We start from the raw sequence: 23543 nt of genomic DNA on the forward strand, positions 1-23543 counted from the left end.
GCATCGGGCGGGGGGCGAGGCGTGGTGTCCGGGAACTCCGAAAACTCCAAGAACTCCGAGAACACGAGCGCTCACCACAACACCGTGAGCGGCGGACGGCAGCACGGCACCGTCACCCAGGCCCACACCATCACCAACACCAACACCCAGTCCCACAACACCACGACCACGACCACGAATCTGTGGTTCGACCTCTCGCAAGCGGCCTCGGTGTCGCCCGGCGCGTGGCTCCTGGGGCTGGAGTTGCTGGGGCTCGGCGCCGCCGCCTGGTTCTGGCCGGGCGGCCCGCTGAGCCAGTACGCCGTGTTCGGCATCCTGTGCGCGTCCGCTCTCGCCACCGCGGGCTGGTCCGTCGTGATCGCCCGGTCGGGCAACGACGAGGGCCGCGCCGACCAGGACTCCGCCGACGGCGGCGACGGCGAACCGATGGACGCGGCCCAGCGGCTGGCCAGGGAACGGATGGCGAAGCGGCGCAGGCTCCTCGCCCGCGTCGCGCTCCCCGTCACGTCCGTTCTCTTCGCCGTCGCCGGGCTGCTCGCCTTCCAGCACGTGGTCGCCACCGGCGAGATCCCTACCGAGGTCCGAATCCGGGGCAGCCAGCTGTTGCAGGGCCCGCGCTCCACGCCCCTCACCCTGGTGGTGCCCGCGCCCGAGGAGCCCCGCGAGAAGCTGCGCCTCGAACTGACCCTGGCCGACTACGACGACTCGACCGGCACCTGTGTCCACAAGACGACGGCCACCGTCACGGCGGCCACCCCGGGTGTCACTCCGAACAGAAAGGAGATGACCGCCGAGGACACCGTCGACTTCGACCTCGGCGGCAACAAGGGGCCGCTCCGCTTCCAGGTCACCGTGCGCACCGAGGCGAACTGCACGATGCGCCTGGCGAAGGCGACCGGAACGCTCCACAACTGACGGCAGGAAGAGCAGCACGGACAGGAGTGAGAAGCACATGGCGGTACGCACAGTGACCATGGCGGCCGTGGTGGCCCTGCTGTGGCCGCTCGCCACGGGTTGTTCCTCCGAGGAGTCGATGTTCGACGACGGCAAGGTGCACGTAGGCGCCAAGAGCGACCAGCCCGGCACCAGTTCCTCGCCGCACGACGGCGTTTACGAGGGCTTCGACATCACCGTGGCCAAGGAGCTGCTGGCCTCGGTGAAGGTCACCTCGCCGTACTTCAGCGGGGTGCTGTCCAAGAACCGCGGCCCCGCGCTGCGCAACGGCGACCTGGACCTCGTGGCCGCCACCTACTCCATCACCGCCCAGCGGATGAAACCCCGCGACGAGGGCGGGGAGGGACTCGACTTCGTGGGCCCGTACGCGTCCACCCAGCAGGGCATCCTCGTACGGGAGAAGGACTACGGGCGCTACAAGGACGACTCCGACCTCGACGGCAAGCTCGTCTGCGTCTGGAAGGGCACCACGTCCGCCGAGGAGCTGAAGAAACCGGCGTACGACAAGATCCGGCTCCGCGAGGAGGAGGACGCCAAGTACTGCATGAAGGCCCTGCTGGCGAAAGAGGTGGACGCCGTCTCCACCGACCAGTTGATCCTGTACGGCTTCATGGAGGCGGAGCCCGGGCTCAGGGTCGTACCGGGCATCAAGTTCGGGGAGCCGAACGACTACGGCATCGCCATGGCCAAGGGCCACCGCGCGGACTGCGAGCGCCTCCGCGACACCCTGCGGACGTACGTCGCCGGCAACGACTGGGAACGCGACTTCGAGAACAACCTGCCCAAGGTCCCCAAGGCCGAACGCGACGAGGCAAGGCCCACGGCCGACGAGATCGACGCCCTGTCCTGCCGGGACAAGCCGGGGAACGCGTCCGTCGACTGAGCCCGCCAGGGCCCGGCTGCCACGCCTGGAGCCCACCGGACCTCGACCGGTCGAGCCGGAGGCGCACAATGCCCTCATGCCCGCCGACCCCGAAGCCCTGCGCTCCCGCTGGCTCGACGCCCTCGTCCCGGCCCGCGAAGGCGCCCGCCACCCCGAGCCCACCCCGTACGCCGACAACCTGATCAAGCGCTGGTCGGAGCCCCAGCGCCGGTACCACACCCTCGACCACCTCACGGCGGTTCTGGACCACATCGACACGCTCGCGGACTACGCCGACGACCCGGCCGCGGTCCGCCTGGCCGCCTGGTTCCACGACGCCGTGTACCTCCCGGAACGCTCCACGAACGAGGAACGCTCGGCCCGGCTCGCCGAACGCGCCCTCCCCGAGGCCGGTGTCCCGGACGGCAGGACCCGCGAGGTCGCCCGCCTGGTCCGCCTCACCCTCACCCACGCCCCGGCCGACGACGACCACAACGGCGCCGTCCTCTGCGACGCCGACCTCGCGATCCTCGCCTCACCGCCGAAGGCCTACGCCGCGTACGCCGCCGCCGTCCGCGAGGAGTACGCCTTCGTCCCCGAGCAGGCCTTCCGCGAGGGCCGCGCGGCCGTACTCCGCCAACTCCTCGACCTGCCCCGGCTGTTCAGGACGCCGTACGGGGAGCGGGAGTGGGAGGAGCGGGCGCGGGAGAACCTGCGGGCGGAGCTGGCCACGCTCACGAAGGGCTGAGCGGGCCTCGGGCGCGGCCCCGGGAATGAGGCCCCGGGAATGAGGCCCCAGGAGTGAGGCGCCTGGAATGGGGCGCCGGGAATGGGGCCTCGTTCCCGCTGGTTGCCCATGAACATGCCCGCACCCGTCCCCAGCCCGGAATCAGCCGCGCTCCGCCCCCGCATCCCCCTCTCCGTCTACGTCCTCGGCGTCGCCGTCTTCGCGCTCGGCACCAGTGAGTTCATGCTCTCCGGGCTGCTTCCGCCCATCGCCGAAGACATGGACGTGTCCATCCCCCGGGCGGGCCTGCTGATCTCGGCGTTCGCGATCGGGATGGTCGTAGGCGCACCCCTGCTCGCCGTGGCCACTCTCCGCCTCCCTCGCCGCACGACGCTCGTCACCCTGATCACGGTCTTCGGAATCGGCCAGATCGCCGGAGCGGTCGCGCCCAACTACGAGGTGCTCTTCGCCTCCCGGGTCGTCAGCGCACTCGCGTGTGCCGGGTTCTGGGCGGTCGGGGCCGCCGTGGCCGTGGCCATGGTGCCGGTCAACGCGCGGGCCCGGGCGCTGGCCATCATGATCGGCGGGTTGTCGATCGCGAATGTGCTCGGGGTGCCTGCGGGTGCCTTCCTCGGGGAGCACCTCGGATGGCGTTCGGCGTTCTGGGCTGTCGCTGTGGCCTCCGCCGTGGCGCTCGTCGGGGTCGTCGTCCTGGTCCCCGCCATCCCTCTCCCCGACGAGCGGCCCCGGCTCGGACGCGAGGTGCGCATCTATCGCGACCCCCAGGTGTGGCTCTCCATCGGTGTCGTCGCGCTCGCCGCCGGCGGGGTCTTCTGCACGTTCAGCTATCTCGCGCCGCTGCTCACGGACGTCGCCGGGCTGGACGACGGCTGGGTGCCGACCGTGCTCGCGCTGTTCGGGATCGGGGCGATCATCGGTACGGCGATCGGCGGCCGGATCGCCGACGCGCACCTCTTCGGCGTGCTGATCAGCGGTATCGCCGCGTCCACCGTCATCCTCGTCGTCCTCGCGGTCCTCTCCGCGTACGCGGCCGCAGCCATCGTCCTCTCCTTCCTTCTCGGCGTCTCCTGCTTCTACACCGCCCCCGCCCTCAACGCCCGCATGTTCAACGTCGCCGGCGCCGCCCCCACCCTCGCCGGCGCCACCACCACCGCCGCCTTCAACCTCGGCAACACCGGCGGCCCCTGGCTCGGCGGCGCGGTCATCGACGCGGGGTTCGGGTTCGCCGCCACGGCCTGGGCGGGCGCGGCGCTCATGGCGGCGGCCATCGTCCTCACCGTCGTCTCGCTGCGGCTGCATCGCCGAAAGGGCGTCTCCCGCGTCGTCACCGGCGCCGGTACAGAGGCCGTAAATCCCGTACGTACTGACGTCTGATCCCACCTATCCTCACCGCCATGCGACCAATGGGCGGGGAACAGGTACAGCAGGCCGTCGATCACAGCCTCGCGCTGCTCGGCAAGGGGTTGGACCTGCAGCGAGGGCGACAGCGCGACTGGGCCGGTGTCAAAGCCGGGCGTCTCGACTGGAGTTGTCGCAGGACCGCCGTCCACATCGCCGAGGATCTCATCGCGTACGCGGGGCAGTTGGCCGGGCGGGCCACCTCCGCGTACGTGCCCTTCGAGCTCGCCATGGAGGACGGCAGCGGCGACGCCGACGTGCTCGACGTCATCCGGACGACCGGCGCGCTGCTCTCCGCCGCCGTCGAGGCCACGCCCCGCGAGGTGCGCGCCTTCCACCCGTACCCGTTCCGCGCGGCCGACCGCGAGGGCTTCGCGGCGATGGGCGTCGCCGAGGTGCTCCTGCACACCCACGACATCGCGGAGGGGCTGGGGCTCACGGCTGAGTACGCCCCGTCCGTCGACCTCTGCGAGTCCGTCCTCTCCCGGCTCTTCCCGCACGTCCGACCCGGCGACAACCCCTGGGCCACGCTTCTGTGGGCCACGGGACGCGGTGACCTGCCCGATCGCGCGACGGTCACCCGATGGCACTGGAGCAACCCCCTCCACATCCCCGCCGAACGCCTCACCCTCCAGGGCGTGACCCCCGCGGCCGCCGCCGACCTCGCCGAGGGCGGCACCGGCGGCTTCGAGTGGATCGAGGGCGGGCCGATCGAGGGGACGCGGGTCGGCGCCGGAATGATGTTCAAGGCGTACGAGGCGGGGGTGCACCGGCCCGAGTGGGGCATGTACGTGCTGGTGCGGGAGGCGGACGGGCTGGCCGTCGGCGCGCTCGGCCACCACGGCGCCCCCGACGAGGACGGCCGCGTCGAGGTCGGCTACGACCTGGTCGAGTCGGCCCGCGGCCACGGCTACATGACCGAGGCGTTGCGCGCGCTGGCCGACTGGGCCCGGGAGCGCGCCCGCGAGCGTGGCGACGTCAGTTCCCTCTTCGCCGTCGTCGACAAGGTCAACACCCCGTCCCAGGGTGTGGTCTCCCGCGCCGGATTCCAACTGGTGAGCGACGACTGGGCGGACGGTGATCAATTCGCGTACGAACTCCGTCTGCGCACCTGAGGTACACCGGGCCCAACCATTCCGGTTTCTTGCCCTATCCCCTGTTCCGGGCGCTCATACGGTCCTGATAATTCGGGATGTCCTGGTCGGGGGATCAGGTGAGCGGGGTCGGGGGATCGGGGGAGCACGATGAGTACGTACGGTCCTACACCCACACCACCGCCTCGGCCGGGTCCGCCGGGTCCGCCGGGTCCGAACCCCGGCCCGGGCAACGGGCAGCGCATAGCCGTCATCAGCCTGATAGTCACCAGCGCGCTCTCGCTCATCGGGATCGGCGTGACCTGGCTGGCCGACCGCGATCCGGACACCGGCCCGGAGCCGAAGCCGAACACGAGCCCCACGGGCCCCACGACCACTCGCCGCGACGACCCCGAGCCGCCGAAACCCGACCCCAGCACGCCGAGTACCGAGGTCACCGTGGTCGACGACGGCCTGACGGACGCCCAGCGCGACCTGCGCGACTCGCTCAACGAGGACCAGTGGCAGCGCGGCAGCTGCGAGCCCGACACGACGACGATCCCGGGCGCCAGGGCCGGGCTGCTCTGCACCGTGACCGTGCAGGACCCGACGTACGGCGCGATCACCGGCAAAGCCAACATCGCGCTCTACAAGAGCCAGGCCGAGATGCGGAGCGTGTTCAAGACCTACACGGGCGGCCTGCCCGACGGCAACTGCGACGACGGAGTGGGCGTCCACGGGCTCTGGAACGAGAACGACTCCACCACGCCGGGCGGCGACGTGGCCTGCTACACCAACACCAGGATGCAGTACGTCATCGCCTGCACGTACTACGAGCGCCCCGCTCTGCTCGTCATCATGGGCCCCGACTACAACTCGCTCCTCACCTGGTGGCACAACCTGGAGCCGGTCTTCAAGAACTGACCGTCGGCCCCCGCCGCTTGGGCCGCCGCAACCCCGCCCCCGTGAGCCGCCGCAGCAGCTCCTTCGACCCCACTTCCACCGCCCCGGCCCGCACCGCGTCGGCGTAGCGGTGGGACGGGATGTCGTAGTGGTCGCGCTCGAAGGCCCGCCTCGGGGCGCCCAACTCCTCGGCGAACGCGTGCAGTTCCTCGTACGAGACGTCGCTGACCAGGTGCGACCACATGCGTCCGTGCCCCGGCCAGTCCGGCGGGTCGATATAGATCGTCACGACGACAGCATCCCGCCGGCCGGCCCTCCTGCGGCCGTCGGCAGTGCCCCCACCGCCGCGACCCTCACCCCCGCCTTGTGGCACACCCAGTGCGGGTCGGGGCCCAGCTCCGGTTCGACGTCGAGGGCGTGCGGGTCGGCGGCGTCGCAGACCGGGCAGAGCGGCCAGCGGCCGTAGCGTTCCAGCAGGGCGTCCTGGACGTCCTGCGCGACGAGCCCGGCGACGTACGGCATCCCGTCCGGCCACTGCTCGACCCACCAGCGGCGCTGTACGACGGATTCCTCGACCATGGACACGACATCGGCCTCGGCGACGTCGCCCGCGACGAGATCGGCGAGCACGAGCGCGCGAGCCGCGTGCAGTACCTGTTCAAGGGGGCTTACGGGGTCACCGGGGCCGACGGGATCATCGGCGTCACTGCTGGGGCTCATGCCTCCATTGTGCGCACCCTTGACCGCACCCCCGGACCGAAAATATCTTTCATAGTGTGAGCGATGAAGTGAAGGAAAGTTTCGCACCGGCGGAGGGACGCACGGGACACGCTCCGCCCGCCCCCGCCGCACTCGCGGCGAAGGTGCGCACGCTGGCGCCTTCCATGACCCGTTCCATGCAGCGGGTCGCGGAGGCAGTCGCGGCGGACCCCGCGGGCTGCGCAGCGCTCACCGTCACCGGCCTCGCCGCTCTCACGGGCACCAGCGAGGCGACGGTCGTGCGCACCGCCCGCCTCCTCGGCTACCCCGGATATCGCGATCTGCGCCTCGCCCTCGCCGGGCTCGCCGCCCACCAGCAGTCGGGCGCGGCGCCGTCCGTCACGGCCGACATCACGGTCGACGACCCGCTCCCCGACGTGGTCGCCAAGCTCGCCTACGACGAGCAGCAGACCCTCGCGGACACGGCCGCCGGGCTCGACACGGCCCAGCTCGGCGCGGCGGTCGGCGCGCTCGCGCAGGCCCGCCGCATCGATGTGTACGGGGTGGGGGCGTCCGGCCTGGTCGCCCAGGACCTGACCCAGAAACTGCTGCGCATAGGGCTCATAGCGCAGGCGCACAGCGACCCGCACCTCGCCGTCACCAACGCGGTGCAGCTGCGCGCCAAGGACGTGGCCGTCGCGATCACCCACTCCGGTTCGACGAGCGACGTCATAGAGCCGCTGCGGGTGGCCTTCGACCACGGGGCGACGACGATAGCGATCACCGGCCGGCCGGACGGGCCCGTGTCCCAGTACGCCGACCACGTCCTGACGACGTCGACGGCCCGGGAGACCGAGCTGCGGCCTGCGGCGATGTCGTCCCGGACGAGTCAGCTGCTGGTGGTGGACTGCCTGTTCATAGGGGTGGCGCAGCGGACGTACGAGTCGGCGGCTCCGGCGTTGTCCGCGTCGTACGAGGCGTTGGCGCACCGGCACCGAAGCGGTGGGCTTTCGCGGTAGCGGGGCACTGGATGCCGCTGTGCGTCTGCGGGTCCGTTGTGGCTTGTCGCGCACACGCGGCGGAGCCGCATGTCGACGCAGCCCCGTCGACACAGCCCCGCGCCCCTGAAAAACCAGGTCGCTGTTCGCAACACCGTACGGAAAAGAGTCACCCCATGCCCTCCCTCCCCCCCGACGTCTCCCCCGACCACCTCTCCGTGCGGGCCGAGTTGGAGTCGCTGACCACGGAAGCCTTCCGTCCGGAGCTCGCCGACATCGACCAGCTCCCCACGCTCGACATCGCCAAGCTGATGAACGGCGAGGACGCGGCGGTCCCGGCGGCGGTGGCGGCACAGCTCCCCCTCATCGCGGCGGCGATCGACGCGATCGCGGAGCGGATGTCGCGCGGCGGCCGGTTGATCTACGCGGGCGCCGGTACGGCGGGCAGGCTCGGCGTGCTGGACGCCTCCGAGTGCCCGCCCACCTTCAACACGAGCCCCGCGCAGGTCGTGGGCCTGATCGCGGGCGGCCGGAACGCCATGGTCACCTCGATCGAGGGTGCGGAGGACTCGGCGGAACTGGCCAGGACCGACCTCGACGCGCTCCACCTCACCCCCGCCGACACGGTGGTCGGCGTCTCGGCCTCGGGCCGCACGCCGTACGCGATCGGCGCGGTGCGGCACGCCCGCGCGCACGGCGCCCTGACGGTCGGCCTCTCCTGCAACCCGGCGAGCGCGCTCGCGGCGGCGGCCGACCACGGCATCGAGGTCGTCGTGGGCCCGGAGCTGGTGACGGGCTCGACCCGCCTCAAGGCGGGCACGGCCCAGAAGCTCGTCCTGAACATGCTCTCGACGATCACGATGATCCGCCTGGGCAAGACGTACGGGAACCTGATGGTCGACGTACGGGTCTCGAACGACAAGCTCCGCGCCCGCTCCCGCCGCATCGTGGCCCTCGCCACGGGCGCGACGGACGAGGAGATCGAGAAGGCGCTGACGGAGTCGGCCGGCGAGACGAAGAACGCGATCCTGATCATTCTCGGCGGCGTGGACGGCCAGACGGCGACCCGTCTGCTGACGCAGCACGAGGGCCGTCTGCGAGCGGCCCTGGCATCGGCTCTCACCACGCCGTAACCGGTTAAAGCGGTTACGGCGGCGAGGTCACATGCCGGGCGGAGCTGGGTCACAGGCTGTAACCGGATAGAGCGGCTACAGCGGCGGTGATGTCAGTGGGGCATGGCAGGCTGGCAACCATGAACCACGCACAGCTCACCGCCCTCGGCCGCGCCCTCCGCGTCCTCGGAGAGCACGGCGAGACGCTGACCGCCGACACGCCCGACGCCCGCCTCCACGAGTTCAAGGCGGACCTCAGACGTGCCCTGGACCTGCTGGACGAGACGGTCACGACGGCGGCCCCCACGACCCGCTGCGCCGAGCATCCGAACGGGCCGGTGGACGAGGAGGCCCCCGACCGCTGCCTCCTCTGCGAGACCCGCCGCCGCGCCGCCCGCCGAGCCGAGCTGAACGACAGCTACGGCCCTGCCCGCCCCACCGGCCCGGCCACCCCGACCCCCTCGCGCTACGGCGTACGGGACGACCGCCCCCAACCCCAGCAGCGCTGGCTCCCCGAGTCGTGGAACGGCCAGACCTGGCAGCTCTGCGGCACCCCGCGCCGCGACCGCCGCGAGGCCGAGCTGTACCTCACGGCCCAGCGCCGCGGCCCCCGCCCGGCGATCGCCTACCGCCTGGTCCACGAGTTCACGGACTACGAGGTGCTGCGTATCTGGGGCGAGCCGGTACGGGTGGACATCGAACCCATGGGGAACCTGTAGGCGATCCGGTCGGAGCGCTCGGACCGGCTGGGGCAGCCGCAGCGGCGAGTCCAGGTTCAACCACTCACACGCACACGTCAGTTCGGCAGGATCCGCGACACGCTCGCCGTCGTCAGCCGTACCGGAAGCGCGCCCGTGGACAGGTGGGCCGCCAGTTCCTGCGCCTCCCGCTTGGTGAAGGTGCCGGAGATCTCGGCCTTGCCGCCGGTGATCGCGGTGTTCACCTGCGGGGCGGACAACACGGTGCCGTCGAGGACGATGGCGAACTGGTTGTTCGGCGAGGTCTGTGTGGCCAGCCGCCCGGTGACGTCGGTGAACTTCTGCGCGCCCGCCGAGGTGAATTCCAGCTTCACGAACCAGCCCGTCCCACTGTTCTTGTCGAACGCCGCCTCCGCGTCGGCCACGTCCGTGCCGGGCACGGCGACCGGTTCGAGTTCGTACGTGTAGCGGGTGCCCTGATACTCCCCGCACGCGGTGATCGGCTCCGAAGGCGACGCGTCCGCCGCAGCCCGGCACTCGTCCTCACCCCCGGCCGCCGCGGCCTGGCTCAGCACCGGACGGAACCCCAACTCGGCCGGTTCCCCGAGGGACTCCAACGACTTCTGCCGGGCCACCGGTCCCGTCACCGTGATCTGCCCGCCCTCGACGGTGACCTCGGTCTCCCCCAGCCCGGCCGCCTCCGCCCGGTCGCGGATCAACTCGGCGGTCCGCTTCAAAGCCGCGGGGGTCGAGGGCGCACCGCTCTCGGGCGCGAAGGTCACGACGACCTGGGGCGACCGCGCGGCAGCCGAGCCGTGAACCCCGGGCGAGCCACCCGACCCCGCGGAATCGCTCGACCCACCGCACCCGCCCACCAGCGCGACGAGACACATCACCCCGACGACCCGAAGACGTACAGCCATCGTCATCCCCCCAGCGTTCGACCGGCGCCCCCCGGCCCGACAAATGGCGATGGCAAGGAGTCACGGACTCCTTGCCATGCTCAACGTATAGCGCACCGGGGGTCTTGCGGCAAGACCCCCGTGGTACCGCAGAATCACCGGCCTAGGCCAGTCAGCTGCCGAAACGGGAGTCACGGAATGCGTGTGGTGTTGTCGACCTACGGGTCGCGGGGGGACGTCGAACCGCTGGTGGGACTCGCGGTGCGGCTGCGGGAACTCGGCGCGGAGGTAAGGCTGTGCGCGCCGCCGGACGAGGATTTCGCGCGGCGGCTGGCCGATGTCGGCGTACCACTGCTGCCATTCGGCCCGTCGGCGCGCGCGCTGACGAAGGCGGCGCCGCAGCTGCCGCCGTCGGGCCTGCCCCGGCGCGCGGCCGAGATCATCGCCGGCCAGTTGGACGTGCTCCCCGCGGCGGCCGAGGGATGTGACGTGCTCGTGGCGGCGGCCGGCATACTGCCCGCCGTCGCGGGCGCGCGCTCGGTGGCCGAGAAGCTGGGCATCCCCTCCGTGTGCGTGACCTTCCAGCAGCTCACCCTGCCGTCACCGGGCCGTCGGCCGCTGGCCTACCCGGGTCGCCCCCTCCCGGAGGACGTCACGGACAACCGGGTGCTGTGGGACCTCGACGCCCAGCACATCAACACGCTGTTCGGCGAGGCGCTCAACACCAACCGGGCGTCGATCGGCCTGCCCCCGGTGGACGACGTCCGCTCGTACGTCTACGGCGACCGGCCCTGGCTGGCCACGGACCCGACCCTGGACCCGTGGCAGGAGACACCGGGCCTCGACGTCGTACAGACCGGCGCGTGGAGTCTGCCGGACGAACGCCCGCTCCCCGCCGAGCTGTTGACGTTCCTGGAGGCCGGCGAAGCACCGGTGTACGTCGGCTTCGGCAGCATGCCCATGCATGAGTCGGCGGACGTCGCCCAGGTGGCCGTCGAGGCGGTCCGCGCGCAGGGCCGCCGCGTACTCGTCGCCCGTGGCTGGGCCGACCTGACCCTGATCGACGGCCAGGACGACTGCTTCGCCGTCGGCGAGGCCAACCACCAGGCGCTGTTCGCCCGGGTCGCCGCCGTCGTGCACCACGGCGGCGCGGGCACCACGGCGACGGCCACGCGGGCGGGCGCTCCGCAGGTGGTGGTACCGCAGTTGGCGGACCAGCCGTACTGGGCGGGCCGGGTCGCCGACCTGGGCATCGGCGCCGCGCACGACGGCCCGACCCCGACGTACGAGTCCCTGTCAGCCGCGCTGGACATCGCCCTGGCGCCGAAGACGCGTACACGGGCGACCGAGGTGGCCGGGGCGATGCTCACGGACGGGGCGACGGTCGCGGCGAAGCGGCTGCTCGACGCGGTCGCCTAACAGGGAAGCCGGCCTTCCCGGTTCACGAGCCGCACCCTCGCCCGCAGGACCTCCCCCGGCGCCGCCGCACGCAACGCGTCCGGGGGACAGTCCCACTCCCGGCCACCCCCGACCGGCCGGAGCTGCACGTGTCCGCCCTCGCGGCCCATCACCTCCCCGAGCCGCCCGTCCCGCACGTCGACGGCGTACGAGGGCGTCACGTCTCCTCCTCGACGGTTTCGACGGCTGCCGCCCGGCGCAGTACGGCGATCAGCTGGGCCGCGACCCGTACGTTGCAGCGGCCCAACTGGACGAGCGGGTCCGGCATATGGCTCGCCGCCGTCACCGGATCGACGCCGAGGGACGGCAGGATGACGCCGACGTCACGCAGCGCCGCCTTCAACTGCTCGACGGCCTCCTCGGTCGGCGGCACGACCAGGCTCCGCCCACGGCCCCGGCCCATCGCAGCTCTGTTCTTCACGCCCACGACTCCAGTTCACCGGTCCATCCACGCTGAGTTCCGCTTTCACCACACAGCGTGGCGGCAGCGCGTCTAGCCTGGCCAGATACGACGCCCCAACAGGGGGACTGCTGGACAGGAGCGGTGGCCATGCCCGGACCGAAGGACCTCGACCCGTCGTCGTCACCCCGCGCCCTGCTGGGCGCCGAGCTGCGCCACGCGAGAGAGAAGGCGGGGCTGAGCCAGGAGGATCTGGGCCAGCGGTTGTTTGTGAGCGGGTCGTTCGTGGGGCAGTTGGAGGCGGCCGTACGACGTATGCAGCCCGAGATCGCCCGCCTCATCGACGTGGCCCTCAACACGGACGACTTCTTCTCGCGGAACTGCCTGGCACTGGCCAAGTCTCGCTATCCCGAGCACTTCGCAGCGGCAGCGGAGGCTGAAGCAGAGGCCACTGCGATCAGGGAGTACGCACCGACGCTGATCCCTGGCCTGATCCAAACGCCCGCGTACGCACGGGCCGTGAACCGTGGATTCGCCCCAACGGCATCAGAGGAGACCATCGACGAGTGGGTGGACGGCCGGGTTGCCCGGGCCCGCCTGCTCGATGATCCAACGAAACCGCTGCTGTGGGTGGTGCTTGACGAAGCGGCGCTGCGCCGGGAGACCGGCGGCCGAGCCGTGATGGCGGAGGCACTGACCCACGTTGCGAGCCTGGCCCGCAAGAGCCGGGTCATCGTGCAGGTACTGCCCTTCAACGCGGGCGCCCACACTGCGATGGAGGGCGCGCTGAAGTTGATGGACTTCGAGGAAGCCCCTCCGCTCGTCTACTTCGAGGGCCCCCGCATCGGGCGGCTGGAGGACGATCCGGCCCTCGTCTCCCAGCTCAAGCTCACCTTCGAACTCCTCGCGGCCTCCGCCCTCCCGCCGGAGAACTCTCTGGCTCTCATCGAGGCGTTGGCGCAGGATTACATCCATGAGGAACATCCCTGACCACGACCTGAGCAGCGCCGTATGGCACAAGTCCAGCTACAGCGGCGGTGGCGGCGGCAACTGCCTGGAAGTCGCCGACGGCCTCCCCGTCATCTCCGTCCGCGACTCAAAAACCCCCCTCGGCCCGGCGCTCGTGTTCCGGGCCGAGGCGTGGGCCTCCTTCGTCGAAGATCTCAAGAGGTCCTAGCTGAGCTTCTTCGCGACGATCGCGTTGTTCGGGTAGAGCGAGCTGCGGGCCCCGTTCCAGCGGATCGTCAACGTGAACTCGGAGTAGGTCGCGTTGACCGCCGGTGCGCTCGTGGTCGGGGCCGGCGTGCCGGAGGCGTGGCGCCATCCGACCCAGACTTCACCGCCGTCGGCGGAGGTGTTGATCCATACCAGGCCGTCGGTCCCGACACAGGAGATGAGAATGCTCTGCTGCTCCCTGAAGCCACCGCGGCCGGGCTCCACGACAGTGGTCTGGTTGCCGAGCCGGCCGGCTGACACCCCGCTGTTGCAGACCGCGTTGCCAGGGACTTCGTTGACCTGCGTCAACTGACCGTTACGTTGGTCGGTCCGGGCACGGTAGACGTGGTTGTTGGTCCCGGTGAAATAGCTCTGCCATTCCGGATATCCGTAACCCCACAGGGCGATCTGCCCCTCGCCCTCGATGTCACGGGACGTGCCCGCCAGTTGAAAGCCCTGGCTGTAGGTCCATTCGCGCCCGGCGGTGGAGGGTATGTTGCCATTGCTTTCGAGATTCCACGGCCACACGTACCGATAGTTGATACGCCCGTCGTACCGGGGTACGTCGATCCGAAGAGCGGGGCTGCCCCCCGTCGAGTCGACCGAGAGCCACGGACTGCCCATGGCCCAGGCTCCGGTGGAGAACTGGCGCCATGGTGTCCAGAAGTTGGCGGATCCGCTGTTCCCCTGCGTGTACCAGATCTCCGAGTCGTAACCCCGGACGACGACCAGGGCGCGCCCCGGGGGGAACTCGATGATGCGGGGCGGGGACGCGGTGCGTGCATCCTGGAATCCGCCCAGTGCCCGCCAGGTGCCGTTGTTGTAGCGGAACCAAATGTTGTTGTCACTGCCGCGGACGACCTCGTACAGGTTGCCGCCGATCACCGCGGAGTACGACGCGGACTGTGCCCTGGCGTCGCCTCCCAGGTTGAACCAGCTTCCCTCGCCTGCCGAGGCCGGGCTGGAAGCGCCGATGAACAGTAATAACGCGGCGACGGCGGTGGTTGTGATGCTCCGCCATCGGTGGAGCATCCGCCTCGATCGTGTGGAGAGCATGGCTGCGCTCACCCTTTTCTCTATGGGGGGGGTGGTTCCTCTCGTTCAGTGGGATGATCGCGGGCTCAACGTGGCCGCGAATGCCTCACCGCGCACGATTGCTGCTCTCTGAGCGCACACTCATCCCAACCCGCCCGGCGGCACATACCGCACCCTCCCGTCCCCGTCGGTCACCGCCGTGAACCCGGCGGCCTCCAACTGGGCGGCGGCATTGCCTCGGTAACGTCGGCTGTAGGCCATCAGCACGGGCAGCAGAGCCATGATTACGGCCCAGACGACGCCGGCGACGAGGACGACCTCGGTATGCGCACGGGCCCGGAAGCCGATGGCCAGAGCGGACGCGGTGAAGAAGAAAACCGCGAGCCCCATCCGCAGCCTGTCGCTGTACTGGGTGCCGAGGTCGACGGCCATGCGGGCCCTGAGGAGCCGGATCGCATCGGGCTCGACGGGCGGCAGCGCGACCCCGTCGCCCGCGTCGGGGTACCGCGCCCGGTTCCGCTCGGCGCGCTCCCGCGCCTGCGGGCCGGCGTCGGGCACGACGAGCAGCGCGAACTTGTTGTCGTTGGTCTGCGCCAGGTCCGCGTACTCGTACCCGAACTGCTGGGCGATGAAGGCGAGTCGGGCGAGCCCGTTCATCGTCGTCATGCTGACGATGAGCCGGACGGGCTCCCCGCTCTCCATCTGCCGCAGCATCTTCCGCACCTGCTTCTTACTCACCAGCGCCCCCGTTCCTCAAGAACGCACGCCTCAAGAACACACGTCTCAAGAACACGCGTCTCGATAACACCTACTGTTCGAACAGCATGTCACCGAGACGGCCGACCTGATCGGTGAAGGCGTAGTAGCGACGCAGGTTGGCGCGCGCGTCGGCGATCACCGACACCGACCCCCACCGCGACCGAATCAACGCCCCGAAGCTCAAGTCGCGCGCTCCGAGCCCTCTTTCTGAGGATTGGGAGGTGGGCCTCAACCCACCCTCCCACCCCGCAAGTTGACTTCCCGCGTTCGGCTTGCCACGCACCGTGACGGTACTGATAGCGTGCGCGCAGACAACAAAACGGCCCCCACCAGGTGTTACCAGCACCAGCGGCAGGGGCCTGACCAACAAGATCGAAAAGAGGGTTCGATCCCATGGCTGACGCCAACCTTAGTGCTGCCTCCCTGCCCGCGCACGCGCTCCCGTCACCTCCCCAGGCCCACCCCATGGCCAATCCGGGCTACGGCAAACGCACAGCCCCCGGCCAACGCCCCCGCACGGCCCACGACTTCGCTCACCTCGCACCCCGCGAAGCAGCGATCGCCGCGTTCGTCGACCGGCTCCCCGACGGCGCCGACATCTCCGTGAAGACGCTGGCCAAGGCCCTCCCGTACGGACAGTGCGCACTCCGCACGGCCCTCAACAACCTCCAGGGGGCGGGCCATTTGCGTCGGGGCCGGGAGTGCGTGACCGCCGGCTCGGGCAGTTCCGTCTGGATCACCCGATCGTGGTTCTCGCGGGCGGCGCGGGACGACGAATGGTGGGCGAGCTACACGCGGGGCGACGTACCGGAGGAGCCGAAGGCCCCGCCCACCCGCTCCCGCGCCCACATCCTCCTCGCCGCCCTCGGCCGCGCGACCCCGTCCCTCTCGCTCTCCCAGGCGGACTGCGCGAACCTGGCGCCGCTGCTGACCCCGTGGTTCGAGCGGGGGGCGACGGACGAGTCGATCCGCCAGGCCCTGACGAACGGCCTCCCCACCCCGGTCCACAACCCGGCGGCCCTCCTGCGCACCCGCCTCCTCACGAAGCTCCCCCCGGAGCCGGAGCCGGGGCCAGGGCCAGAAGCGGAACCGGAACCGAAACCGGAGCCCACGCGGACCCGCCCGCCCCTCCGCATCCTGGAATGCGCGAAGTGCCGCACCCCGGGCCGCCCGGAGGCACTGCCGGGCGGCATCTGCGGCGCGTGCCGGGGCGAAAGCGCCCCCGCCCGCGCCCACACCTCCCTCCCCGCCGCCGCAGTCCACAGCCGCGCGGCCGAGATCCGTGCCGCGATGACAGAGCAGCGAAGTCAGAGGACACCCGTATGACCGCTCCTACAGTCCGAGGCCATCACGCCGGGGCACGTGGGAGGAAGGAGGCGACCACCCCTGGGACGCCACCGTCGAGCTCCCCGACCCCGTCGGCATCACCCTCACGACAGCGCGGCTCAAGGACTACGCCGACTGATCCATCCCCCGTGCCGGGCCCGCAGAGTTCACGAGCCCGGCACGACTCGCCTTACTTCTGGGGCTACTTGAACGGTACGTTCACGCAGGCCAGCCGCGCCCCCGCCGTCCCGGCATGCCCCTCGTGCGTGGACGTGGCCATCTCGTGCAGGACCACGGAACGCGCCCCGCCCTCCCGGAACCGCCAGTCCACGACGGCGACGGAACGCGCCGAGCCGTCCTTGTTGGTGTTCACGTCGAGCCACACCTCGTTCTCGGGGTTGGCGTACTTCGGGTCGACGGACGGCTGCTTCGGATCGACCTCGTCCTGGTAGTGCGGACCCGCGTCCGCGGGCAGCTTCCCGCACGGCTTGGTGTGGACATGGGCGCCGTACGTACGGTCGGCGACGAGGTCCCGCAGCCGCAGCTCGATCCGGGTCCCGCCGTCGCGCCGCAACTCCTCCTTGACCTGCACGCGCGCGGCCACCGGCGCCAGTTCGGTGTTGTAGGTGACCGCCGGCGAGACCTGCGCGGTCGCCGCCGGAGCGAGCACCGCCCGGACGACGACCTTCTCCACGGGCCGCTTGGTCGCCGGGTTCGTCTCGGTGGTCTCGCTGGCGCCCGCGGTGGCCGCAACGCCGAGGCCGCCGGCGACCGCGGCGACGGCGGCACCCGCCGCCACGAGGCGCTTGTTCCTGAGGGTGAGCTTGTGTCGTGCCATGAGGGTTCTCGTCCCGTTCGTGGGGGGTTGAAGGGGAGCGGTCGCACACAACACGGCACCCCAACTGTCGTCGGAATCACGACAGTTGGGGTGCCGGGCGACGCTGCGCTCACGACCCTACAGCGACACTTTCGCCGGAATTGGCTCGCTACCGCCGGGTACTGGGGAGACTTGGCGAAAGGTCTCGGAGGTACCGGAGGATCAGCTGAGCGAGCCCATCGCCGCCGCCTCGAACGCCGTCAGCTCTCCGAAGCGCCCGTCGAGCACCTTCGCCGCCCACTCCGGGTCCTGGAGCAGCGCCCGGCCCACGGCGACGAGGTCGAACCGCTCCGCCTCCAGGCTGTCCAGCAGATCGTCGATGCCCCGGACCTCGGAGCCCTGGCCCTGGTACGCCCCGGTGACGTCACCTTCGAGGCCGACCGAGCCGACGGTGATGGTGGGCCTGCCGGTGAGCTTCTTCGTCCAGCCCGCGAGGTTGAGGTCGGAGCCGTCGAACTCCGGCTCCCAGTAGCGGCGCGTGGAGGCGTGGAAGGCGTCGACACCGGCCGCCGCGAGCGGGGTCAGCAGCGCCTCCAGCTCCTCGGGGGTGTCGGCGAGCCTCGCGTCGTACGCGCCGAGCTTCCACTGCGAGAAGCGGAAGATGACGGGGAACGACGCGGACACCGCCGCCCGCACGGCCGCCACGACCTCCGCCGCGAACTTCGCACGGGAGGCGAGGTCACCGCCGTAGGCGTCCGTACGGCGGTTGGTGCGCGCCCAGAGGAACTGGTCGATCAGATAGCCGTGGGCGCCGTGCAGTTCGACGCCGTCCATGCCGATGCGCTCGGCGTCGGCGGCGGCCCTGGCGAAGGCCGCGACGACCTCGTCCAGGTCGGCCGAGGTCATGGCCCGGCCACCCTCCGGCGTACTGCCGTCACCCCGCAGACCGGACGGGCCGAGGACCGGGGCCTCGGGGAACAGCTTGCCCTGCGAGCGCTCCGTGCCGATGTGCCACAACTGCGGGACGATCGTGCCGCCGCCCGCGTGCACCGCCTCGACGACCTTCGCCCACCCCGCGAGCTGCTCCTCCCCGTGGAACCGGGGCACGGACTCGTGGTCACCGGCCGTCTCGTGCCCGACATACGTCCCCTCGGTGACGATCAGCCCCACTCCGGCGGCCGCCCGCCGCCCGTAGTACGAGGCGACATCCGCCCCGGGCACACCACCCGGCGAGAAGGCCCGCGTCATGGGCGCCATGGCGATGCGGTTCGGCACGGTCAGACCGTTGATCGAGACCGGCCGGGACAGTATCTCGGCGGCGCGGGAGGTGGCGGAGGCGGTGGAAGCGGTGGTCACGGTGGGGGCTCCTCGGAGAGGTCGTAAGACATCGAGTGGCGATTAACGGCAATTCAGGGCGATTCATGCGTGTGCATGTAGTGCCGTATGCACCAACCGTCTTGCCCACCAGGTCATTCCACCGCCACGCCCTTCCCCGCTGTGACCCCGGACACGCCCGAGGGCGGCACCCCCTGCCTGCGCAGGGAGTGCCGCCCTCGGTACTGAAGGACGGTGATCGACCGGAGTCGATCAGAAGTCCATGTCACCGCCCGGCATGCCGCCACCGGCGGGCGCGGACGCCTTCTCCGGCTTGTCGGCGATGACGGCCTCGGTGGTGAGGAACAGCGCGGCGATGGAGGCGGCGTTCTGCAGAGCGGAGCGCGTGACCTTCGCCGGGTCGATGATGCCGGAGGCGATCATGTCGACGTACTCACCGGTCGCGGCGTTCAGGCCGTGGCCGACCTGGAGGTTGCGGACCTTCTCCACGACGACGCCACCCTCGAGACCGCCGTTGACGGCGATCTGCTTGAGCGGGGCCTCCAGGGCGAGCCGCACGGCGTTGGCGCCGGTCGCCTCGTCACCCTCCAGGTCCAGCTTCTCGAAGACCGAGGAGGCCTGGATGAGGGCCACGCCACCACCGGCGACGATGCCCTCCTCGACGGCCGCCTTCGCGTTGCGGACGGCGTCCTCGATGCGGTGCTTGCGCTCCTTGAGCTCCACCTCGGTGGCGGCACCGGCCTTGATGACCGCGACACCGCCGGCGAGCTTCGCCAGGCGCTCCTGCAGCTTCTCGCGGTCGTAGTCCGAGTCGCTGTTCTCGATCTCGGCGCGGATCTGGTTGACCCGGCCCTGGACCTGCTCGGAGGAGCCGGCGCCGTCGACGACGGTCGTCTCGTCCTTGGTGATGACGACCTTGCGGGCACGGCCCAGGAGGTCGATGGAGGTGTTCTCGAGCTTGAGACCGACCTCCTCGGAGATGACCTCGCCGCCGGTGAGGATGGCGATGTCGTTCAGCATCGCCTTGCGGCGGTCACCGAAGCCCGGGGCCTTGACCGCGACGGACTTGAAGGTGCCGCGGATCTTGTTGACGACCAGGGTCGACAGGGCCTCGCCCTCGACGTCCTCGGCGATGATCAGCAGCGGCTTGCCCGACTGCATGACCTTCTCCAGGAGCGGGAGCAGGTCCTTGACGTTCGTGATCTTGGAGTTGGCGATGAGGATGTAGGGGTCCTCGAGCACCGCCTCCATGCGCTCCATGTCGGTCGCGAAGTACGCCGAGATGTAGCCCTTGTCGAAGCGCATGCCCTCGGTGAGCTCGAGCTCCAGACCGAAGGTCTGCGACTCCTCGACCGTGATGACGCCTTCCTTGCCGACCTTGTCCATCGCCTCGGCGATCAGCTCGCCGATCTGGGTGTCGGCGGCGGAGATGGAGGCCGTGGAGGCGATCTGCTCCTTGGTCTCGACCTCCTTGGCCTGGTCGAGCAGCGCACCGGAGACGGCCTCGACGGCCTTCTCGATACCGCGCTTCAGGGCCATCGGGTTGGCACCCGCGGCGACGTTGCGCAGGCCCTCGCGTACGAGCGCCTGGGCGAGAACGGTCGCGGTGGTCGTACCGTCACCGGCGACGTCGTCCGTCTTCTTGGCGACTTCCTTGACCAGCTCGGCGCCGATCTTCTCGTACGGGTCCTCGAGCTCGATCTCCTTGGCGATGGACACACCATCGTTGGTGATCGTGGGGGCGCCCCACTTCTTCTCGAGGACGACGTTGCGACCCTTGGGGCCGAGCGTCACCTTGACGGCGTCCGCGAGCTGGTTCATGCCGCGCTCGAGGCCGCGCCGCGCCTCCTCGTCGAACGCGATGATCTTGGCCATGTGAAGTGGTCCCTCCAGGACTGGGGGTGATTCCTTCGGACCGCGCCCGCGCCCGCGACGGACGGCTCGCACACCTCGTGGTTCCTTGCCCCACCTGGCCTGCGGGCCTCACCGACCCGGTCCTTCTTTGTCACTCTCACCTTCAGAGTGCTAACGCCAATGATTAGCACTCGACCCATGCGAGTGCAAGCGGCTCTCGGTGATCCGACAGAGATATGCAGGTGAACGCCCTCACGCGCCAGCGCGCGCCCCCGCGCCCCCATGCCCCACGGAGGCGCCCCCGGACACAGCTCCTGGACGCAGCCCTGGACGCACAACCCCCCGGGCACGCAGAAGGGCCCGCACCCCTGGACTGGGATGCGAGCCCCTCCGAAAAGAACGAAGAACGTCGCTGCGACAAACCGGCGCGTTGCTTCAGCTGGTCGCGAGCCGGACCATGTCCGCCTGCGGCCCCTTCTGACCCTGCGAGATCTCGAAATCGACCCGCTGGCCCTCTTCCAGGGTGCGGTAACCGTCCATCTGGATCGCGCTGTAGTGGACGAATACATCCGCACCACCGTCGACCGCGATGAAGCCGTACCCCTTCTCCGCGTTGAACCACTTGACGGTGCCCTGAGCCATGCCTAACTCCCCTATTACTGGCCCTTGCACAGATCCACACTTCGCGGATCCGGGTCATACCTCACCCCCCAACGGTTGGGGGTGTGCGCCGGAACGCGTCGACCGCGGCCGAATGTATCTGTCCAACTGCCCTCTGCAACAGGTCAATCGGACGAGAAATCTGGACACGACCGGTCGGGAATGTACGAAGAATTCGCCCGAATTCAGGGCAAGTCGGGCCCGACAAAAGGAATGAAACGCGCAAAAGCCCTACGCACTTTGGCTACTTCATATAGGGCGCGCGGCAGAATTACATATGCACTCGGCATGGAATCTGTGGGCCGGTCGAACCGGGTTCCCCAACTCTACAGTGCTCAACCATACAGAATTGCCCCCTCCGCTTCTCTCACGGAGGGGGCAATTCGATGAACACTCGGTAATCAAAGTTACCGACGGTTACTACTCACGGGTACTGAACCCGGGTCAGCCGCCGGCGACGGCGGGGATGATCGACACACCCGCACCGTCCGGCGTCGCCGTCTCCAGCCCCTGCTCGAACCGGACGTCGTCGTCGTTCACGTACACGTTCACGAACCGACGCAGCTTGCCCTGGTCGTCGAGCACGCGGGCCGCGATGCCGTTGTGGTTCTTCTCCAGATCGGCGATGACCTCGGCGAGGGTCGCACCCTCGGCACTCACCTCGGCCTGCCCGCCGGTGTAGGTACGAAGGATGGTGGGGATGCGAACGTTGACGGACATGACGTGTGACCTCCGGATACGTACAGAAGAGCTAGGGGCGCGGGGCTGAGTTCAATGTGCGGCTGCCGCCGCGTGGGCGCGACCGGCGCCGCGCGTGGAGCGTGACCCCACGGGCCCGCAGACGAACAACCAGCAGGCCTTACGCAAGACCGGCTTCGCGGAACGAATCGAGGTTGGGCCGAATGGTCGCGGTCAGCCCGGTCCCGGCCACCGCGTCCAGCGTCTTGAGACCGTCACCGGTGTTGAGGACGACGGTCGTCAGCGTCGGGTCGAGCAGACCGCTCTCGATGAGCTTCTTCGTCACGCCCACCGTCACACCACCGGCGGTCTCCGCGAAGATCCCCTCGGTCCGGGCCAGCAGCTTGATCGCGTCGACGACCTGCTCATCGGTCACGTCCTCCACGGCCCCACCGGTCCGCCGAGCGATGTCGAGGACGTAGGGACCGTCCGCCGGGTTGCCGATCGCCAGCGATTTGGCGATCGTGTTCGGCTTCTGCGGCCGTACGACGTCGTGGCCCGCCTTGAACGCGACGGACACCGGCGAGCAGCCCTCGGCCTGGGCGCCGAAGATCTTGTACGGCTTGTCCTCGACGAGCCCGAGCTTGATCAGCTCCTGGAGCCCCTTGTCGATCTTCGTCAGCTGCGACCCGGAGGCGATGGGCACCACCAGCTGGTCCGGCAGCTGCCAGCCGAGCTGCTCGCAGATCTCGTACGCCAGGGTCTTGGAGCCCTCCGCGTAGTACGGCCGGAGGTTGACGTTCACAAAGCCCCAGCCCTCGCCGGCCGGGTCGCCGATCAGCTCGGAGCAGAAGCGGTTCACGTCGTCGTAGTTGCCCTCGATGCCGACGAGCTCGCCGCCGTAGATCGCGGCCATGACGACCTTGCCCTGCTCCAGGTCGTGCGGGATGAACACGCACGAGCGGAAGCCGGCGCGCGCGGCGGCGGCGCCGACGGCACCGGCGAGGTTGCCGGTGGAGGAGCAGGAGAGGGTGGTGAACCCGAAGGCACGCGCGGCTTCGAGCGCCTGCGCGACGACCCGGTCCTTGAAGGAGTGGGTGGGGTTGCCGGAGTCGTCCTTGATGAAGAGCTTGCCGGTGTCGACGCCGAGCGCGCCCGCCAGGTTGTCCGCCTTGACGAGCTGGGTCCAGCCGGGGTTGATGTTCGGCTTGGTCGCCACGTCGGCCGGGACCGGCAGGAGGGGCGCGTACCGCCAGATGTTCGCGGGGCCGGACTCGATCCGCTTGCGCAGCTCCTCGGTGTCGTAGCCGGAGAAGTCGTACGCGATCTCCAGCGGCCCGAAACACTCCTCACAGGCGAAGACGGGCCCGAGGGGGACGCGGTGACCGCATTCGCGACAGCTCAGGGCGGCGGCGGGTCCGAGGTCTACTGTGGAATCGGTGGTGCTTGCAACAGTCTGCGCAGCCATGGAGGCGAGGCCCTTTCTCCTCATCTTCCTCACGACGCATCTCGCCGTGAGACGGATTTGGCACCTTCCCTAGCCGGGAGCCTCGCGGTGCGATCGTCAATGATCGTTCACGAGACCGGCTGGAGGGTTGCCGGGGCTTCATCGGGCCGTATCCCTCTGCCCCTCTGGATGAGCGGTATTCGGTTGTATGC

Annotated in this window: 26 protein-coding genes and 1 riboswitch; of the genes, 13 read left to right on the top strand and 13 right to left on the bottom strand. The window is 70.0% G+C overall.

Features of this window, described 5'->3' with window-relative positions; all coding sequences use genetic code 11:
- Window positions 1–84 precede the first annotated feature (84 nt).
- The 6 genes from SGFS_RS27045 (at window position 85) to SGFS_RS27070 (ending at window position 5959) form a co-directional block, all read left to right on the top strand.
- On the top strand, window positions 85–915 hold the full coding sequence (locus SGFS_RS27045) for a hypothetical protein (protein ID WP_286254125.1): 831 nt from the start codon (window positions 85–87) through the stop codon (window positions 913–915).
- Between the two features lie 37 nt (window positions 916–952).
- Entirely contained in the window at window positions 953–1837 is an 885-nt protein-coding gene (locus SGFS_RS27050) for a transporter substrate-binding domain-containing protein (protein ID WP_286254126.1), read from the top strand.
- 76 nt (window positions 1838–1913) lie between these two features.
- On the top strand, window positions 1914–2564 hold the full coding sequence (locus tag SGFS_RS27055; protein ID WP_286254127.1) for an HD domain-containing protein: 651 nt from the start codon (window positions 1914–1916) through the stop codon (window positions 2562–2564).
- Window positions 2565–2726: 162 nt separating this feature from the next.
- On the top strand, window positions 2727–3938 hold the full coding sequence (locus SGFS_RS27060) for a Cmx/CmrA family chloramphenicol efflux MFS transporter (RefSeq protein WP_286260079.1): 1212 nt from the start codon (window positions 2727–2729) through the stop codon (window positions 3936–3938).
- Between the two features lie 29 nt (window positions 3939–3967).
- Window positions 3968–5077, top strand: coding sequence for a GNAT family N-acetyltransferase (locus SGFS_RS27065; RefSeq protein ID WP_286260080.1), 1110 nt, complete (start codon window positions 3968–3970; stop codon window positions 5075–5077).
- 129 nt (window positions 5078–5206) lie between these two features.
- The gene (locus SGFS_RS27070) at window positions 5207–5959 is read left to right on the top strand and encodes a hypothetical protein (RefSeq protein ID WP_286254129.1); all 753 of its coding nucleotides are present in this window, start codon (window positions 5207–5209) and stop codon (window positions 5957–5959) included.
- Here the strand turns inward: SGFS_RS27070 and SGFS_RS27075 are convergent.
- Both SGFS_RS27075 and SGFS_RS27080 read right to left on the bottom strand, forming a co-directional pair.
- Window positions 5949–6227 carry a DUF4031 domain-containing protein gene (locus SGFS_RS27075; RefSeq protein WP_286254131.1) on the bottom strand — a complete coding sequence of 93 codons (279 nt, stop codon included), beginning with the start codon at window positions 6225–6227 and terminating at the stop codon, window positions 5949–5951. The genes SGFS_RS27070 and SGFS_RS27075 overlap by 11 nt on opposite strands.
- Window positions 6224–6658, bottom strand: a complete 435-nt coding sequence (locus tag SGFS_RS27080) for a hypothetical protein (protein ID WP_286254132.1) — start codon at window positions 6656–6658, stop codon at window positions 6224–6226. Before SGFS_RS27080 ends, SGFS_RS27075 begins: the two co-directional genes overlap by 4 nt.
- Window positions 6659–6714: 56 nt before the next feature.
- On the opposite strand from SGFS_RS27080, the gene SGFS_RS27085 reads away from it, so the two are divergent.
- The 3 genes from SGFS_RS27085 (at window position 6715) to SGFS_RS27095 (ending at window position 9466) form a co-directional block, all read left to right on the top strand.
- Window positions 6715–7656, top strand: coding sequence for a MurR/RpiR family transcriptional regulator (locus SGFS_RS27085; RefSeq protein WP_286254133.1), 942 nt, complete (start codon window positions 6715–6717; stop codon window positions 7654–7656).
- Between the two features lie 155 nt (window positions 7657–7811).
- On the top strand, window positions 7812–8768 hold the full coding sequence (gene murQ, locus SGFS_RS27090; RefSeq protein WP_286254135.1) for an N-acetylmuramic acid 6-phosphate etherase: 957 nt from the start codon (window positions 7812–7814) through the stop codon (window positions 8766–8768).
- Between the two features lie 119 nt (window positions 8769–8887).
- Window positions 8888–9466 carry a hypothetical protein gene (locus tag SGFS_RS27095; protein WP_286254136.1) on the top strand — a complete coding sequence of 193 codons (579 nt, stop codon included), beginning with the start codon at window positions 8888–8890 and terminating at the stop codon, window positions 9464–9466.
- A 77-nt stretch (window positions 9467–9543) separates the two neighbouring features.
- On the opposite strand, the gene SGFS_RS27100 is transcribed toward SGFS_RS27095, so the two are convergent.
- A complete protein-coding gene (locus SGFS_RS27100) occupies window positions 9544–10368 on the bottom strand; it encodes a SecDF P1 head subdomain-containing protein (RefSeq protein ID WP_286254137.1) in 825 nt (274 codons plus the stop codon).
- 177 nt (window positions 10369–10545) lie between these two features.
- Between SGFS_RS27100 and SGFS_RS27105 the strand changes: the two genes are divergently transcribed.
- Window positions 10546–11766: a glycosyltransferase gene (locus tag SGFS_RS27105; RefSeq protein WP_286254138.1), complete on the top strand. Its 1221-nt coding sequence runs from the start codon at window positions 10546–10548 to the stop codon at window positions 11764–11766.
- Here SGFS_RS27105 and SGFS_RS27110 read toward each other — a convergent pair.
- Both SGFS_RS27110 and SGFS_RS27115 read right to left on the bottom strand, forming a co-directional pair.
- Window positions 11763–11966, bottom strand: a complete 204-nt coding sequence (locus SGFS_RS27110; RefSeq protein ID WP_286260463.1) for a hypothetical protein — start codon at window positions 11964–11966, stop codon at window positions 11763–11765. The genes SGFS_RS27105 and SGFS_RS27110 overlap by 4 nt on opposite strands.
- On the bottom strand, window positions 11963–12226 hold the full coding sequence (locus tag SGFS_RS27115) for a hypothetical protein (RefSeq protein WP_350284017.1): 264 nt from the start codon (window positions 12224–12226) through the stop codon (window positions 11963–11965). The genes SGFS_RS27110 and SGFS_RS27115 overlap by 4 nt, the downstream gene beginning before the upstream one ends.
- Before the next feature lie 129 nt (window positions 12227–12355).
- On the opposite strand from SGFS_RS27115, the gene SGFS_RS27120 reads away from it, so the two are divergent.
- Together SGFS_RS27120 and SGFS_RS27125 are read left to right on the top strand one after the other, a co-directional pair.
- A complete protein-coding gene (locus SGFS_RS27120) occupies window positions 12356–13195 on the top strand; it encodes a helix-turn-helix domain-containing protein (protein ID WP_286254139.1) in 840 nt (279 codons plus the stop codon).
- Window positions 13179–13382, top strand: a complete 204-nt coding sequence (locus tag SGFS_RS27125; RefSeq protein ID WP_286254141.1) for a DUF397 domain-containing protein — start codon at window positions 13179–13181, stop codon at window positions 13380–13382. Before SGFS_RS27120 ends, SGFS_RS27125 begins: the two co-directional genes overlap by 17 nt.
- Here the strand turns inward: SGFS_RS27125 and SGFS_RS27130 are convergent.
- Window positions 13379–14476, bottom strand: a complete 1098-nt coding sequence (locus SGFS_RS27130) for a PLL family lectin (protein ID WP_286254142.1) — start codon at window positions 14474–14476, stop codon at window positions 13379–13381. The two genes, SGFS_RS27125 and SGFS_RS27130, sit on opposite strands and share 4 nt — an antisense overlap.
- A 120-nt stretch (window positions 14477–14596) precedes the next feature.
- The gene (locus SGFS_RS27135) at window positions 14597–15193 is read right to left on the bottom strand and encodes a hypothetical protein (RefSeq protein WP_286254144.1); all 597 of its coding nucleotides are present in this window, start codon (window positions 15191–15193) and stop codon (window positions 14597–14599) included.
- 414 nt (window positions 15194–15607) lie between these two features.
- On the opposite strand from SGFS_RS27135, the gene SGFS_RS27140 reads away from it, so the two are divergent.
- Window positions 15608–16540, top strand: coding sequence for a hypothetical protein (locus SGFS_RS27140; protein WP_434028078.1), 933 nt, complete (start codon window positions 15608–15610; stop codon window positions 16538–16540).
- 202 nt (window positions 16541–16742) lie between these two features.
- On the opposite strand, the gene SGFS_RS27145 is transcribed toward SGFS_RS27140, so the two are convergent.
- The 6 genes from SGFS_RS27145 to thrC all read right to left on the bottom strand — a co-directional run bounded on the left by SGFS_RS27145 (window position 16743) and on the right by thrC (window position 23352).
- Window positions 16743–17378 carry a superoxide dismutase family protein gene (locus tag SGFS_RS27145; protein ID WP_286254145.1) on the bottom strand — a complete coding sequence of 212 codons (636 nt, stop codon included), beginning with the start codon at window positions 17376–17378 and terminating at the stop codon, window positions 16743–16745.
- Window positions 17379–17579: 201 nt separating this feature from the next.
- Window positions 17580–18713, bottom strand: a complete 1134-nt coding sequence (locus tag SGFS_RS27150; RefSeq protein WP_286254147.1) for an NADH:flavin oxidoreductase — start codon at window positions 18711–18713, stop codon at window positions 17580–17582.
- A 231-nt stretch (window positions 18714–18944) separates the two neighbouring features.
- Window positions 18945–20567, bottom strand: a complete 1623-nt coding sequence (gene groL, locus SGFS_RS27155; protein WP_286254149.1) for a chaperonin GroEL — start codon at window positions 20565–20567, stop codon at window positions 18945–18947.
- Window positions 20568–20981: 414 nt separating this feature from the next.
- On the bottom strand, window positions 20982–21188 hold the full coding sequence (locus SGFS_RS27160; protein WP_019057200.1) for a cold-shock protein: 207 nt from the start codon (window positions 21186–21188) through the stop codon (window positions 20982–20984).
- A 462-nt stretch (window positions 21189–21650) separates the two neighbouring features.
- Entirely contained in the window at window positions 21651–21926 is a 276-nt protein-coding gene (locus SGFS_RS27165; protein ID WP_286254153.1) for a MoaD/ThiS family protein, read from the bottom strand.
- Window positions 21927–22065: 139 nt separating this feature from the next.
- Window positions 22066–23352: a threonine synthase gene (gene thrC / locus SGFS_RS27170; protein ID WP_286254155.1), complete on the bottom strand. Its 1287-nt coding sequence runs from the start codon at window positions 23350–23352 to the stop codon at window positions 22066–22068.
- 17 nt (window positions 23353–23369) lie between these two features.
- A riboswitch (SAM riboswitch) is annotated at window positions 23370–23527 on the bottom strand.
- Window positions 23528–23543 lie beyond the last annotated feature (16 nt).

Source organism: Streptomyces graminofaciens, from assembly GCF_030294945.1.
In the GTDB taxonomy this organism is placed as follows: Bacteria; Actinomycetota; Actinomycetes; order Streptomycetales; family Streptomycetaceae; genus Streptomyces; species Streptomyces graminofaciens.

Excerpts from the sequence above, each read along its gene's own strand:
- SGFS_RS27050 (WP_286254126.1), top strand. The coding sequence starts at position 953 with ATGGCGGTACGCACAGTGACCATGGCGGCCGTGGTGGCCCTGCTGTGG.
- SGFS_RS27055 (WP_286254127.1), top strand. The coding sequence starts at position 1,914 with ATGCCCGCCGACCCCGAAGCCCTGCGCTCCCGCTGGCTCGACGCCCTC.
- SGFS_RS27065 (WP_286260080.1), top strand. The coding sequence starts at position 3,968 with ATGGGCGGGGAACAGGTACAGCAGGCCGTCGATCACAGCCTCGCGCTG.
- SGFS_RS27070 (WP_286254129.1), top strand. The coding sequence starts at position 5,207 with ATGAGTACGTACGGTCCTACACCCACACCACCGCCTCGGCCGGGTCCG.
- SGFS_RS27080 (WP_286254132.1), bottom strand. The coding sequence starts at position 6,658 with ATGAGCCCCAGCAGTGACGCCGATGATCCCGTCGGCCCCGGTGACCCC.
- murQ (WP_286254135.1), top strand. The coding sequence starts at position 7,812 with ATGCCCTCCCTCCCCCCCGACGTCTCCCCCGACCACCTCTCCGTGCGG.
- SGFS_RS27095 (WP_286254136.1), top strand. The coding sequence starts at position 8,888 with ATGAACCACGCACAGCTCACCGCCCTCGGCCGCGCCCTCCGCGTCCTC.
- SGFS_RS27100 (WP_286254137.1), bottom strand. The coding sequence starts at position 10,368 with ATGGCTGTACGTCTTCGGGTCGTCGGGGTGATGTGTCTCGTCGCGCTG.
- SGFS_RS27105 (WP_286254138.1), top strand. The coding sequence starts at position 10,546 with ATGCGTGTGGTGTTGTCGACCTACGGGTCGCGGGGGGACGTCGAACCG.
- SGFS_RS27120 (WP_286254139.1), top strand. The coding sequence starts at position 12,356 with ATGCCCGGACCGAAGGACCTCGACCCGTCGTCGTCACCCCGCGCCCTG.
- SGFS_RS27125 (WP_286254141.1), top strand. The coding sequence starts at position 13,179 with ATGAGGAACATCCCTGACCACGACCTGAGCAGCGCCGTATGGCACAAG.
- SGFS_RS27130 (WP_286254142.1), bottom strand. The coding sequence starts at position 14,476 with ATGCTCTCCACACGATCGAGGCGGATGCTCCACCGATGGCGGAGCATC.
- SGFS_RS27140 (WP_434028078.1), top strand. The coding sequence starts at position 15,608 with ATGGCTGACGCCAACCTTAGTGCTGCCTCCCTGCCCGCGCACGCGCTC.
- SGFS_RS27145 (WP_286254145.1), bottom strand. The coding sequence starts at position 17,378 with ATGGCACGACACAAGCTCACCCTCAGGAACAAGCGCCTCGTGGCGGCG.
- groL (WP_286254149.1), bottom strand. The coding sequence starts at position 20,567 with ATGGCCAAGATCATCGCGTTCGACGAGGAGGCGCGGCGCGGCCTCGAG.
- SGFS_RS27160 (WP_019057200.1), bottom strand. The coding sequence starts at position 21,188 with ATGGCTCAGGGCACCGTCAAGTGGTTCAACGCGGAGAAGGGGTACGGC.
- SGFS_RS27165 (WP_286254153.1), bottom strand. The coding sequence starts at position 21,926 with ATGTCCGTCAACGTTCGCATCCCCACCATCCTTCGTACCTACACCGGC.
- thrC (WP_286254155.1), bottom strand. The coding sequence starts at position 23,352 with ATGGCTGCGCAGACTGTTGCAAGCACCACCGATTCCACAGTAGACCTC.